We start from the raw sequence: 12,808 nt of genomic DNA on the forward strand, positions 1-12,808 counted from the left end.
CCCTGGGCGGCCAGCAGCATGAGCAGGCTCAGCTCACGCCACGACACTTCCTCACCAGGGGACACATCACCAAGCGGATCACCTCATCAGGGACAAAGCACGCACCCGGCTCGGCGTGTCGCCCGGCGACCCATGAACCTTGCTCGCCACACGAGGCTCACGAACACCCAGATTCACTGGCGTGAATGTTTACCCGTGATTCCCTAGAACGAAAGTTTATGATCATGGCTCGTCACTTAAATCACCGGGTGTTGGATTATTGGTCCAATAGGAGATCGATGCGGCGGCGATCTGTCCTATAAAGGAGATGGCAAGCAGCCATGCGAGCGCTTCGAAGAAGAACCACCCGTAGATGACATCAACCACGACGAAGGCTACGAGAACCTTCTCTAAAGTATCGCTTTGCGTCTGCCGGTTAACTGCGGCCAGTAGGCCAATCCCGCCTGCAAAGCACCAGAGAGCCAGGCTTGGAAGAATCGCGTCCACGGAGCGAAGCTTATCTTTCCAGAAGACTGTCACTTGGACCGCTTCCGTCCACTTGATAGCGATGCCCTTCCAGGCGGTTTCGAGATCAATCATTTTCCCTTGCGGACCAAATCCCCCCATCGTGGCTACGAGGGCTGCGAGTGCCACGAATAAAGATAGAATCGCGAGGACGCGCCCAGGAGATTTGTTCATTGAGCTTTTGCTTCAATCGCTACAGACGGCGACACGCTGGGCATCCAGGGATCCGGATCCGGCAGCGGTGGCTGCAAATCAACCGTAGTTACTCCAAGGGGAGAAAGTAGAGCCCCGAGGATAGCTTCGAATGACCTCTCTGCTTCGGGAACTATTCCTCGTCGTTTTGCTTCCTCGACTGCGGTATTTTGGACCCTCCAGACCAGCCGAGACAAGTGCGTTGCAGCGTGCTCTTGCTGGGTGGCATCGCTTATGCGCGAGAAGAACCCTCTTTGTAGCTCATTTGGAGGATATTTCTTCAGATCCACTTCGGGCCAGCGAATTTTTATCGACTCTGGCAATCGAATGGTCAGCTTTCCGTTTTTGGAAGCGGTAATATCCGAGAGTTGTATGTTGGCGAGATTGACGTATGCCTCAACAACTACTATGCCGTCGAACTCTGTTTCTCGTGCCGATAACTGGTCAAGAAGAAATGTGTCGTCCTTGTAGGATGTTTGAACGATAATTTCGGCTTCTTTGGTGTAAATCTGAGCCTTGTTTCGCATTGTTCGTAGTGCGGCGTACTTGTCGATAACCTGTTGGGCGGGACTAGGGGGTTCCGTTTTGGTGTCGCTGCGTTGCCCCTCGTTTTCCTGTGCGTCACCTATTGTGTTAGGGGCCACCAAGGTCTGGCCGACGATGAGCAGCAAGAAGGCCGCCAGGATAATTAGGCCAGCCGAAAATAATATTCTTGCGCTACGCCGCGTAGGCCGTAGGTGGTCTTGAGGTTGGGGAGGATTGCTCATGAGTCGAATCTACCCATGCTTGTGTGGCGCTACGCTAACAATTTGCGCACCGGATCCAATTCGGATGCAAACTATCAAACGTGTGAATTCGGGATAAAAGGCCAATTTATATATATATGCCGACATGGGCAAGATGTGGTGCTTGTGGACTAACGAGGCGCCGCCTCAGACCGCCGAGGTTCGTGGTTCGGCAGGCGTGATCGCGCGGATCGGCGGACACTCGCAACCTTAGGAACGGTTGCGGTGAGTGGTTGACATGATTCGTTCTGCGACGCTGGCGGACATCCTTGACGGGCACGTCGTGCTCGGCATCGACTGTGTCGATCGGATCTACCTCAACGGATATGTGCCCAGCATGCAGACCAGCGGACAGGTGGTCGGGTTCTTACACTCCCGGGGCTTCCCCATTCCCTCACCCGCGGCGCTGGGAAGGAATGGCAACGCCTTCCGCGCCGCGGTCCGCGCCTTCGCCGACGCGGCCACCATTCCGTGGGTCGTCTTCGGCAAGGACGACCGGAAGATCGAAGTGATGCGCCCTTACCTGCAGGCGGCCGAACGCGCCGGTGCCTCGGCGGTGGTGGCGATCGGGGTCGCCCAGGAGTACCAGTGGGTCTGGGACGCTACCGCGAAACCGGCCGCCAATGGCATCCCGTGGTTCGATTACCATCGCGCCGAACGCCGGACGACCTGCTACTACTTCTACATCTGGGACGAACGGATGGGCGGCGGCTTCATCAAGGTCAGCGCGTACGGCGCCCTACCCGATCAAGGTGTGGCTGAACGGCCACGAGATCGTCGAACGGATGGCCGCCCGCGCCGGGCTGGAAGTGACCGCGCTGGCCAACGGGTTCGCCGCCACCACCGATCCGCGCCTGCTACAGGATCTGGCCGATCAGGTGCAGGCCGGCACCCTGCGGGTGTTCTTCGAACGCTGGATGAGCCGCCTGCCGCTACCGCTCCACGACGCCGACCGCGACCGCGGCTACTGGTGGCAGCTGTCGATGCGGCAGATCGAGATCTCCCGCACCCTGGTGATCGATGACCCGCGCCGAGTCCGCACCCTGTTCGAACAACTCCTGCGCGACAACCTCGACCTGGGCCGCCCCGAACACCTGGAGGTCATCTTCGCCCGCCGGATCACCCGCCGCACCCCGGGTGTCTTCGCCACCCGGCTGCTGAATCGGGCCGATCAGGTCACCCTCAACCTGTCCTTCCTGCACTCCCGCATCAAGATCTACCTGAAGGAAGATCGGGCGCTGCGCATCGAGACCGTCGTGAACAACCCCGCCGACCTGGGCTGCCCGCGCGGCCTGGACCATCTCGCCGAACTCCTCGCCAAAGGGCGTGCGGCAAACGCCCGCCTGATGGATGCTGTACGTGCCGGTCAGGGCGCTGGCGTCCTTGCGAGTCCAGTCATTGAGCGGACCGCACGTCCCACCCTTACCGAGGAGGGACGCAGGGCCCCGGCCCTTCGGTTCGGCGACCCTCGGGTGCAGGCCCTGGCCGGTTGCCTCGCGGTCATGCTGTTCGCCGTCACCGGCATCACCAACAAGAGCCTCCGCGCCTGGATGACCGGGCTGCTCGGCACCGCCTACAGCATGAACCAGGCCGGCTACGACCTGGCCCGACTGCGGCTCAACGGGTTGATCGAGAAGATCCCGCACGCCAACACCTACCGGCTCACCGGCGACGGGCAGGTCTTCGCCGTGGTCTACAGCCGCGTCCATGACCGGGTCCTACATCCGCTGATGGCCACCAGACACGATCCGCTCGCGGCACCGCCCGAGGTCCGCCATGCCCTGAAGGTCATCGAACGACATATCGATAGCACCGTCGCCACCGCCCACCTCGGACGCGTGGCCTGACACCCCTGCCCGCAGACCCCCTTCTCCGACGAACCCGGCTTAAAACTCAAGACAACCGTCAAAGTCCTCGCGCCCGAGGCGCTCTAGAGAGCGCCTAAGCGGCGAAGTGATCGGAGTCTCGTGCATCGCTCGCGGGGCCGACAGCCTGTTCGCCGAGGCTGTCCTGGAAACAGGCGGGACCCTCGAAGTCGTGCTTCCGTCACGAGATTACCGGCAAGCCAAGGTCAAGCCGGACCATGCCGAGCAGTTCGACCGGCTGCTGAGCAGGTCCGCGCAGGTACGGGTCATGGACTTCGACCACGCTAGCCGGGAGGCGTACGTCGCGGCCAACGAAGCGGTCCTAGGGTCGGTCGACGAGCTTGTGGCGGTGTGGGACGGAGAGCCTGCCACGGGGGTGGGTGGGACTGCCGATGTGGTGGCAGAAGCCCGGGAGCGGGGGCTGCCGGTGAGGGTGATCTGGCCGGAGGGCGCGAGAAGAGACTAGTCGTTGATGGGCGTGGCCCAGTGGGGACGGGCGTGGAACTCCAACAGAACGCTGCTCAACCGTCAACCTGCACCCGCGCCCGGGCATCTCCCTGAAGTAGTACTCGACCCCCAGGGAGCCCTCCATGCGGAGAATCGCTTTGACCGCCGCTCTGCTCGCCCTCACTCTGGCTGGATGCAGCGATGATCAGCCTCTGACCGTCAAGGGCGCCATCACTGTCACCAACACCGCTGGCGGTGGATGGGACAGCCCGAGTGGCGTTTGCCAGTTGAGCGATGGCTACAACGACATCAACGAGGGAGCCCAGGTCGTCGTGTCCGACGCATCCGCCAAGACGCTTGCGATCGGTCGGCTCGGCCGGGGCAACCTGACCGAACCCTTCAGCTGTAGCTTCTCCTTCACTGTGTCGGGCGTCCCGGCTGGTGAGAAGTCCTATGGAGTCGAAGTGAGCCATCGGGGGCGCATCCAGTACCCGGCGGCGGAGCTCGCTCAACCACTTGCGCTAACACTGGGCTCGTGACGTGCGAGAAGCCCAAGCACCTTTAGATCGCACGACCTGAGTAGCACCGGGTGGTGATAAGGGAAACTCGGGGAAGATGTCCCCGATCCTGGCGCTCGGGTCGCGTTACCTGTAGGTGATCCCCCGTTGCGGGGGCGGCCGATCAAGGCTCTGACCGGGAGCACCAATGATCACGACCGACCTGCACGACACCGCCACACCCACGGCAGCGCTCACTGACCAGGTGGCGTGCCTGGACCTCATCACGGATACGCGCCTTGAGCGCCTGCGCCACGAGGTCCTCACCGTGCCCGCCGACTGGCAGATCTCCTACGAGGAGTACCAGTCCGGCGGCTGGGCCACCCTGTCCTTGCTCAACGGCAGCGGCGACCCCGCCGATGTGACGATCACCGACTGCCAGCGGCCGATGGCCACGTCGCTGCTGGAGCGGATGCCCGCGACCCGGGCGCTGCTGGACGAGCTCGGATTGTCCTACATGTGGGTGCGGCTGGCCCGTCTCGATGGCAACGCGTTCTTGTGGGAACACCGCGACTACACCGAACTCGACGCGGTGGAGCGCTACCGGCTGCACTTACCGATCCTCACCAACAGCTCCGCGTACCTGGTCACCGGTGGCATGGCCGTGCACATGACGGCGGGCCTGTGGTGGCGGCTCACCCCCACCTACGCCCACGGCGTGTGCAACCTGCGCGGGCCGCAGCGGATCCACCTGATCGCCGACTGCTACGACGACGAGGCCATGCGCCGTCTCACCGCAGGCGCCCATCTGCCTGAGACTGGGGTGCGGGTGCTGCCGGCGGCCACCGACGACGACCTGTTCCAGCACGCGAGGACCGCGGCAGATCTGGCCGCGCTCGGCTGGGTCCAGGCCGCCGAGCGGTCCCTGCTCCAGCTCACCTACCGTTACGCCCTGCCCGAGGGGGACGCCTACGACATGATCAGCGACCTGCACGCCGGGCGAGGCGACGCCGCCGCAGCAGCCGCGTGGCAGGCCAAGAAGACCCTCATGCTGACGGGAGTGAGGGCATGACGCTGACCCGGTCCGCGACGCTGGCGGAGCTGACGGCCGCGAACCGCCCGGCGCAACTCGACCTGCTCGACCACATCATCGGCCTGTTCACCGGGAGCCCCGCCGTCACGCACCTGCTCGTGCGCGGATCCCTGGCGTACGGCACCTCCGACCGGCTCTCGGACGTGGACCTTGTCGTCGGCGTTCAGCCGTCGCAGTTCCCGGCATACGCCGCGGTGCTCGACGCCGTCGTCCGCGTCGAGCTGGGCGCGATCCTGCCCGGCTGGCCCGACAGGATCGTGCCCGCCATGGGCGGGCTCGGCCGTGTCCACCTGGTGGAGCACCAGGGCCACCTGCAGCAGCTCGACCTGTACCTCGCGCCCGCCGACCGCATCCCCGCCATCGCGCGACTGACCCGCGGCGTCCTCATCTACACCATTCCGGACTCCGAGCCGGAGCAGCCCGACCCGACCGTCGAGGCGTTTGTCCGTGACCGCCTGGCCGTGGCCCCGAGCTGTCGCGAGCTGGTCGTCGAGGCGCTCGTGCTGGCGAGCATGCTGCGCAAAAGGCATGCTCGCCAGCAGCGCATGATGGCCTACGCCGAGTACCACATGCTCGTCACAGCCGTACGGTCCCTGATCCGCACTGCCCTGCAACCGAACCGTGCCGCCTACGGCTGGTACCACCTGGACACCGAGATCGGCGCCTCGTCCTTGGGCCGTGCCTGCCTGAGCGACCTCACCACGCTGATGGACGCACCCTCCGTGCCCACGCGCGATTCCCTCGCCCACGCCCTGGAGGTAGTCATCACAGTCGCCCACCGGGTGACCCCCGACACCATGGACGACCTGCGCCTCGACCTCGACGCCTACCTCCACCACATGACATGACCGCGCGTTCTACCCCGTGCCGGGCGGGGTCTGCGGTAGCGTCCACGTATGACCTGTGATCGGCGAGCTACCAGCGCCGGACGGGAAAGGGCCACAGCAGCCTGATCCCGCTCGGCGCTTGGCCATGCCCATCCGCCATCCGATCACGAAGGCCACAATGTCCCCTGCTGTTCGCCCGTCCTGGAATGACCTGCCCCAGGGCCTGCGCGACGCCCTTGTCCATCGCCTCGGCCACGTCAGCACGGCAGAGGTGCAGTCGGGGGGATTCACCCCCGGCGTCGCCGTCCGCCTGGCCACGATCCAGTGCCGCGCGTTCGTCAAGGCCGTCCCCGCCGACCACGAACTGGCACCGAAGTACCGCGCCGAGGCGGCCGTCGCCGCGCGGCTCCCACACACCACGCCTGCGCCCCAACTGCGCTGGACCGGCGACCTAGACGGCTGGGTGGTGCTCGTCTTCGACAACATCGCCGGCCGGCACCCCGACCTGTCGCCGGACTCGCCGGACGTGCCGGTCGCGGTCGCCGGGGTCGCGAGCCTGGCCGCGACCCTGACGCCGGGCCCTGTCGATGCCCCGGTCGCGCCGATCGCCCGCGGCGGCCTGTTGCACGGCTGGGGCGAACTGCTCCGTGACGGTGCCGGGGACAGGCCCGTCGCCGGACTCGGCCCGTGGGAGCGTGATCGGCTGCCCCTGCTGGCCGAACTGGAACGCGCGTGGGTGCCTCGCGCGGCGGGGCCGTCGCTCGTCCACGGCGATATCCGCCCGGACAACCTGCTCATCCGCGACGAGGACGGCGCGCTCATGGTCATCGACTGGGCGCAGCCGTCGATCGGGGCACCCTGGCAGGATGTCGTGGACCTGATCCCCCACATGATCATGGCCGGGCACGAACCTCGCGCTGCGGAGAAAGCCCTCATCGGGGTGCCCGCGTGGGAGGAACTGCCCGCCGAAGTGGTCACCAGTTACGCTGCCGCCTACGCTGGCTACTGGACGCGTATGAGCAGGCAGCCTTCGCCGCCCGGCGTTCCGAACCTGCGCGCCTACCAGGCGCGCGCCGCCCGGGCCGCGCTTGCGTGGACCCGTGCCAGGCTGCTTCAGTGATTGCCTTGCTGGCCAGGAAGATGTAGTCGGAAGCCTCCTCCTCCGGGAGGTCGCTCGTGGGGTTTGCCATCCATCGGACAGTAGCGGCAACCCTGATTTCCGGGGCTCGCGGCAGCGGCAACGCGCCAGTTCGCCCAACATCAGACAGTCTGCAGCCGACAAGGATGCCGCCAGGCGGCGCGTCGCGGACGGTGATGACAGAGCGGGGATCGGTAGGGCTGGAATCACGTCAGCACGTCCGCACCACGTACGGGCAGGGTACGGATCTCCAGAACTGGTTGCCCGCCTGTGTAGACCACACCGGGTTGACACGGTGATCGCCGCTTCACGGACTCCGTTCCTGCGGAAGTTCCGGATCCCCCGCCTCGGGATCACGCTTGGCAAGCACGCGCAGGACTTCAAGGGCAGGCCGCTCTCGGCCGGGCGTCTAGGGTTTGCGGCCCACGCCGCCGTGGGTGTCGAGGGACGGAGCAGAGGGGTCGGTGCCCCACCGGGTGATCTCGGTGAGGCCGGGTGGGACGAGGTCGAGGCCCTCGAAGCAGCGGGCCAACTGCGCGGGGTTGCGCAAATGGTAGGGGGCCGCGCCGGCCTCGATGAGGGCGGCGCCACCATCGTTGACCTCGGTACTGGTGTTGGTGCCGTCCCAGAGCACGAGATGGCTGCCGGAGGGCATGGGCGCCATGGTGCGCGAGACGATGGAGCGTAGGACGGTGAAGTCGCCGACGTAGCCGAGCACGCCCATGAACATGACGGCGACCGGGCGGGTGAGGTCGAGCCCGGAGGCGCCGATGATGGCCTCGGGGTTGTGGTAGTCGGCCTCCAAGTAGGTGACTGATCCAGAGTTGTCTCCGAGCAGGGCGCGGCTTTGTTCGATGACCAGGGGATCGTTGTCGACGTACACGATCCGGGATTCGGGGGCAATCTCCTGGGCGACTTCGTGGGTGTTGGACATGGTGGGTAATCCCGTACCGATGTCCAAGAATTGCCGGATTCCGGCTTCGGCGGCGAGGAACCGTACCACCCGGATGAGGAACTGGCGGGACTCCAGAGCCATGGTCACGATGTCCGGGTAAACGTCGGCGACGGCCTTTCCGGCCGCGCGGTCGGCTGCGTAGTTGTCGGTGCCGCCCATCCAGTAGTTCCAGATCCGGGCGGCATGCGGAATTCCGTCGTCGAACCGATCCACGGGGACTCCCAAGAGACGAGTACGGCGGGGCTGGTCAAAGCGGTAATACCAAGAAGGTCGTGCCTGGACACCGTCCGGGTCCACCAAGCGCGGTGGCCAGTTCCGTCAGTCCTTGATGGACCTGACCCCCAGCACACCACCTGACTCCCCATCACCACAAGATGATCGCTTCGGGCCAGTTCTTCGGTCGACGATGCCCGGTTCCGTCGGGCGTGACAGTGACGGCTACCCCGCCATAACCGTGGTCAGCGCCAGACAGGGGTGACGCATCCGGGCGGGGTGGCCATTGCGATCGGCAACCCGCTCACGTCGAACAGTCAGCCGTCGACGGCCCACCCCCCACAGCGCGGCACCGGACTCACCGCCGTGGACGGGCGTTCTAAGTGCGTAGCAGCGTGAGTACGGCGAGTACGCGGCGGTTAACGTCGGCTGAGGGTTCGAGTCTGAGTTTGCGGAACACCTGGGAGCAGAGGGCTTCTACAGTGCGTTCGCTGAGGCCCAGGCGGGTGGAGATCCCGGTGTTCGAGCGACCTTCGGCCATAAGACCGAGGATTTCGCGTTCGCGTGGGGTGAGTTGGTTGAGTGGGGTGCCGGGGCCTGTGGCGCGCATCAGGCGGTTGACGATGGTGGGGTCCAGGACGCACTCGTGTTCCAGGACCCGGTGGAGTGCGTCGATGAGGATGGCGATGTCAGAGACGCGCTCTTTGAGCAGGTAGCCGAGCCCGGCCGGCTGCTCGGCCAGCAGGCGGCGCGCGTAGCGGGGTTCGAGGTACTGGCTTAGCAGCACCACGGCCGTCTCGGGAAACCCTTGCCGGATCCGGTGCACGGCGACCAGGCCCTCGTCGGTCTGGGTGGGCGGCATGCGGATGTCGACGATGGCCACGTCAGGCCGTTCCAGGGCGACGATGCGCAGGAGTTCGTCTGTGTTTGCGGCCTCGCCGACGACCTCCACTCCGGCGTCGGTGAGCAGCCGCGACAGGCCTGAGCGGATCAGCATGACGTCGTCGGCGACCACGACTCTCATGGGATCACCACGGTGAGCACCGTTCCCTCCTGGCTGAGCCGGTGATGCCCGCCGACGGCGCCCACCCGGTCGGCGATCTCGGTGAGATCGGTGCGCCAGCCGGCATCGGTCTCGATTCTGGCCGTGAGCGGGTCGTCGGAGACGACGATATCGGCCGTACGCGCGGGATGATCGAGCGCCCGGGCGACGGCGGCGTAGATCGCCATCGCCGTGTCCTGATCGGGGACGTGGTTGAGCCGAACGTCGAGGCTCGCCCGTACGCCGGATGCCGCGACCAGGTCGTCGAGCGCCGCAGCGAGACCCTCGTCGGCCAGGACGCGGGGGAACAACCCGTGGCTGAGCGTCCGGAGCGAGGCGAGTGCGGCGTGGACGGTGTCCTCGATCGCGGCCACCTGGTCGGCGTCCTGGCCCACGCGCGCCCTGGCCAGCCGCAGCTGGAACGCGGCGCTGACCAGGCGCTGCTGCGCGCCGTCGTGGAGGTCGCGCTCGATGCGCCGCCGTTCCGCATCGGCCGCGGCGACGACCCGTCGCTGGGACGCGCGTACGTCGGCGATGTGGACGTGGGAGAGCGCCGCGAGCCGGGCATTACGCAGGCCCCACTCGACAGCGGGGGTGAGCCCGGCGAGGACGTCGCCGGGGTCGGCGTGGCGGGAGACCAGCAGCCGGAGCCCCGGCCCGGCGGCGACCGTGCGGGTGCCCTCGGGCGGTTCGGCGTCCCGGCCGCTCGCGTCGATCCACCTCGTCGTGCCGGGTACGGCGAAGTGGACCGCCCTGATCGGCCCGGCCGTACCGGTGGCCAGCTGTACGGCGAGACGTTCGAGGGCGCGGCGCGTCCGGAGGGTGGCGAGGCCCGAGGCCCAGACTGCGCCGCCGGCGGCCGCGACGGCCAGCGGTCCGACCGCGATCAGCACGTCCGGCCAGGCGAACCCGTCCCACCAAGCCCAGCGAACCCCCCACCCGGCGGCGACCGCAGTCGACATCGGTGCGCTGGCTATCGCGATGGTCGCGGCGGCGAGGAGCCCGGTGACGATCAGCACGGTAATCCTGGTATCGAGGAACGCGAGGCCGAGCGGGTCGCACGTCCGCGGGCAGCTCGGATCGTCGAACGGCTCATACCCCACGAGGTGGACGGCTGCGGCGGCCGAGGCGAGCGCGACCGCCGAACGCGTGCCGCGCGGGAAGGCCGCGCGGACGTCACGCGGCCAGTATCCGCGCCCACCACGGCGGGGCCTTCTGGCGGCGCGGGCACCACGTGGCCGGGTCAGTGCCAGACCCGCGACCACGAGCGGTTCCGCGGCCAGGGCCGCCGCGCGTAGCCAGGGCGGCAGGGAGCCCACCCCGCCCAGCGTGGGGAGCGCGACGGCGGCGGCCGCCACGAGCAGCCCGGCGGCGGTATGCGGTCGGAGCCCCCGCACCGTCCACGCCCCGCAGCAAGCGACCAGCACAGCCGCCACCACCACGCCTGTCATGTCTGGAATTGTGCGCCTGGAGGGCTTCTCCGCGAACCCGTGTTTTCCGCAGGATCGTGGTGAGGCACCACGGTCGTCGGCGTACGCCCCCGTCTCTAGCGTTCGAGACGATCAGAGAGGGGTCGACATGACCACGAGGCTAAGAAAGATAGGTTGCGCGCTGGTGGTTCTGGCGTTGGCTGGGTGCGCGCAGGCCCAGACCGTGGACAGGACGGGCAGCGGGGTCATCGAGTTGAGGCTCGCCATGATCGACGGGGTGCCCAACGCCAACGGGCAGTCGTACGGGCCTGAGGTGTTCGTCGCCAAGCTCGCAGATCTCTCCGGCGGGCGCATCAAGGTCGAGCTCGTGCGGGAGTACGGCGGAGGGTCGGCGGAGGCCGAGTCGGGTATCGTCCGGGCGATCGTCTCCGGCGAGGTCGACGGTGGCTGGCCCGCGACCCGCGCTTTCGCCAAGGCGGGCGTCCCCGGCCTGGAGGCGGTGGAGGCCCCGCTGACGGTGACCAGCTACGCCGCCGCGAAGGAACTGGTCACCGCCCCTGTCGCCGCGCGGCTGCTCGGCAAGCTGGAGGGCACCGGCGTCCTCGGCCTCGGGCTCGCGGTGGGGCCGCTGCGCCGGCCCTTCGCGGCCGACGGGCCGTTGCTCGGGCCCGCGGACTGGAAGGACCAGAATTTCCGTACGTTCAACTCGGCGGTGCAGGCCGAGACCGTGACGGCGCTGGGCGCCGTGCCGGCGAACCTCAGCATCGCCTTCATCGACCAGATCCGCTCGGGCAACCTGCGTGGCGCGGAACTCGACATCGCCCAGTACTGGCACAACGGTTTCGCGCTCGAAGCCGGCAACGTCACGGCCAACGTGGTGCTCTGGCCGAAGGTGTTCGTCCTGGCGATCGGGAAGAAGAGATTCGACGGGCTGACCGAGGAGCAGCAGGGCTGGATCAGGGCCGCCGCGAGCGCGGCCGTCCAGGCGTCGGTCTCGCAGACCTACGACGAGAGCACACCGGCGAAGGCCCTGTGCGCGAAGGGGGTCCGGTTCCGCGACGCGTCGCCTGCGCAGGTGGCGGAGCTGCGGACCAGGACGCGTCCGGTCCTCGACCGGCTCGCCGCCGACCCCTCCGGCGCCGAGATCCTCACGGAGATCCAGGCCATCGCCGCCAGGCATCCGCAGGTGGAGCTTGTGGACCTGCCCGCCAACTGCCGTACCGGCGTGGCCACCGAGGGGAAGATCGGCGCGATCCCCGCGACGGCGGCCGCGCTGCCCGAGGGGACTTACCGGGTACGGATCACCAAGCAGGACGTCGCGCGATTCGGCGGCGACGTCGCCGACTCGCACCCGGCCGGGACGTGGACGCTGAAGGTCGAAGGCGGGACGTACCAGGGGAGCTGCCGCCCGGTCGCGGACCCGGGCGACGACTGCGGCACCGCGGACTCCACGATGCCGCTGGAAGTGGGTGACCTGCGGGGTTCCGGGGACACCGTCTACTTCGTCCCGAATCCTGAGCTCTTGGCCAAACTAACGGGGTGCAAACTGCCCGTATCGTCGCAGCTTGCCGACCACTGCGGGCCCGGCGATCCGTACCGGTTGACGTGGAAGCTCGCGGACGGGCAGCTGACGTTCGCCGTCGACGGACCGGTCGGCGCCATGCAGAGCTACGTGATGCTGCCGTGGAAGAAGATCGCCTAGCCCCGTTTTCCGCAGGTCTGTGATCGTCACCGGAGCTGCCGTGGATCCACCCCGAGGAGATAGAGGAGATCGAGCTGGGTGGGGGTGGGCTGCGGGATCACCGGTGGCGTGGCGAGGT

At 67.0% G+C, this 12,808-nt stretch carries 12 protein-coding genes; 7 read left to right on the forward strand and 5 right to left on the reverse strand.

All coding sequences use genetic code 11. The annotated features are described in order from the left end of the window. Nucleotides 1-222: 222 nt before the first annotated feature. Nucleotides 223-678 (reverse strand): hypothetical protein, encoded by a 456-nt coding sequence (locus ABGB08_RS53405; RefSeq protein WP_347607885.1) that lies wholly within the window; start codon nucleotides 676-678, stop codon nucleotides 223-225. Then, the gene (locus ABGB08_RS53410) at nucleotides 675-1,367 is read right to left on the reverse strand and encodes a DUF4230 domain-containing protein (RefSeq protein ID WP_347607888.1); all 693 of its coding nucleotides are present in this window, start codon (nucleotides 1,365-1,367) and stop codon (nucleotides 675-677) included. The genes ABGB08_RS53405 and ABGB08_RS53410 overlap by 4 nt, the downstream gene beginning before the upstream one ends. Nucleotides 1,368-2,233: 866 nt before the next feature. Here ABGB08_RS53410 and ABGB08_RS53415 point away from each other — a divergent pair. The 6 genes from ABGB08_RS53415 (at nucleotide 2,234) to ABGB08_RS53440 (ending at nucleotide 7,330) form a co-directional block, all read left to right on the forward strand. Next, complete coding sequence (locus ABGB08_RS53415) at nucleotides 2,234-3,328, forward strand: hypothetical protein (RefSeq protein ID WP_347607891.1); 1,095 nt, start codon at nucleotides 2,234-2,236, stop codon at nucleotides 3,326-3,328. 106 nt (nucleotides 3,329-3,434) lie between these two features. After that, a complete protein-coding gene (locus tag ABGB08_RS53420) occupies nucleotides 3,435-3,812 on the forward strand; it encodes a hypothetical protein (RefSeq protein WP_347607894.1) in 378 nt (125 codons plus the stop codon). A 124-nt stretch (nucleotides 3,813-3,936) separates the two neighbouring features. Further along, on the forward strand, nucleotides 3,937-4,332 hold the full coding sequence (locus tag ABGB08_RS53425; protein WP_347607897.1) for a hypothetical protein: 396 nt from the start codon (nucleotides 3,937-3,939) through the stop codon (nucleotides 4,330-4,332). Nucleotides 4,333-4,498: 166 nt separating this feature from the next. Beyond that, a complete protein-coding gene (locus tag ABGB08_RS53430; protein WP_347607900.1) occupies nucleotides 4,499-5,362 on the forward strand; it encodes an aspartyl/asparaginyl beta-hydroxylase domain-containing protein in 864 nt (287 codons plus the stop codon). After that, on the forward strand, nucleotides 5,359-6,231 hold the full coding sequence (locus ABGB08_RS53435) for a hypothetical protein (protein WP_347607903.1): 873 nt from the start codon (nucleotides 5,359-5,361) through the stop codon (nucleotides 6,229-6,231). The genes ABGB08_RS53430 and ABGB08_RS53435 overlap by 4 nt, the downstream gene beginning before the upstream one ends. A gap of 157 nt (nucleotides 6,232-6,388) precedes the next feature. Then, nucleotides 6,389-7,330, forward strand: a complete 942-nt coding sequence (locus ABGB08_RS53440) for an aminoglycoside phosphotransferase family protein (RefSeq protein ID WP_347607906.1) — start codon at nucleotides 6,389-6,391, stop codon at nucleotides 7,328-7,330. Between the two features lie 427 nt (nucleotides 7,331-7,757). On the opposite strand, the gene ABGB08_RS53445 is transcribed toward ABGB08_RS53440, so the two are convergent. The 3 genes from ABGB08_RS53445 to ABGB08_RS53455 all read right to left on the reverse strand — a co-directional run bounded on the left by ABGB08_RS53445 (nucleotide 7,758) and on the right by ABGB08_RS53455 (nucleotide 11,009). After that, nucleotides 7,758-8,516 carry an SAM-dependent methyltransferase gene (locus ABGB08_RS53445; protein ID WP_347607909.1) on the reverse strand — a complete coding sequence of 253 codons (759 nt, stop codon included), beginning with the start codon at nucleotides 8,514-8,516 and terminating at the stop codon, nucleotides 7,758-7,760. 379 nt (nucleotides 8,517-8,895) lie between these two features. Continuing rightward, a complete protein-coding gene (locus tag ABGB08_RS53450; protein ID WP_155353232.1) occupies nucleotides 8,896-9,540 on the reverse strand; it encodes a response regulator transcription factor in 645 nt (214 codons plus the stop codon). Beyond that, on the reverse strand, nucleotides 9,537-11,009 hold the full coding sequence (locus tag ABGB08_RS53455) for a histidine kinase dimerization/phosphoacceptor domain-containing protein (protein WP_347607913.1): 1,473 nt from the start codon (nucleotides 11,007-11,009) through the stop codon (nucleotides 9,537-9,539). The genes ABGB08_RS53450 and ABGB08_RS53455 overlap by 4 nt, the downstream gene beginning before the upstream one ends. 127 nt (nucleotides 11,010-11,136) lie before the next feature. Between ABGB08_RS53455 and dctP the strand changes: the two genes are divergently transcribed. Next, a complete protein-coding gene (gene dctP / locus ABGB08_RS53460) occupies nucleotides 11,137-12,690 on the forward strand; it encodes a TRAP transporter substrate-binding protein DctP (protein WP_347607916.1) in 1,554 nt (517 codons plus the stop codon). Nucleotides 12,691-12,808: the final 118 nt, after the last annotated feature.

It is taken from the genome of Acrocarpospora sp. B8E8 (genome assembly GCF_039871605.1).
Classification (GTDB): Bacteria; Actinomycetota; Actinomycetes; order Streptosporangiales; family Streptosporangiaceae; genus Acrocarpospora; species Acrocarpospora macrocephala.

Excerpts from the sequence above, each read along its gene's own strand:
- ABGB08_RS53405 (WP_347607885.1), bottom strand. The coding sequence starts at position 678 with ATGAACAAATCTCCTGGGCGCGTCCTCGCGATTCTATCTTTATTCGTG.
- ABGB08_RS53425 (WP_347607897.1), top strand. The coding sequence starts at position 3,937 with ATGCGGAGAATCGCTTTGACCGCCGCTCTGCTCGCCCTCACTCTGGCT.
- ABGB08_RS53430 (WP_347607900.1), top strand. The coding sequence starts at position 4,499 with ATGATCACGACCGACCTGCACGACACCGCCACACCCACGGCAGCGCTC.
- ABGB08_RS53435 (WP_347607903.1), top strand. The coding sequence starts at position 5,359 with ATGACGCTGACCCGGTCCGCGACGCTGGCGGAGCTGACGGCCGCGAAC.
- ABGB08_RS53440 (WP_347607906.1), top strand. The coding sequence starts at position 6,389 with ATGTCCCCTGCTGTTCGCCCGTCCTGGAATGACCTGCCCCAGGGCCTG.
- ABGB08_RS53450 (WP_155353232.1), bottom strand. The coding sequence starts at position 9,540 with ATGAGAGTCGTGGTCGCCGACGACGTCATGCTGATCCGCTCAGGCCTG.
- ABGB08_RS53455 (WP_347607913.1), bottom strand. The coding sequence starts at position 11,009 with ATGACAGGCGTGGTGGTGGCGGCTGTGCTGGTCGCTTGCTGCGGGGCG.
- dctP (WP_347607916.1), top strand. The coding sequence starts at position 11,137 with ATGACCACGAGGCTAAGAAAGATAGGTTGCGCGCTGGTGGTTCTGGCG.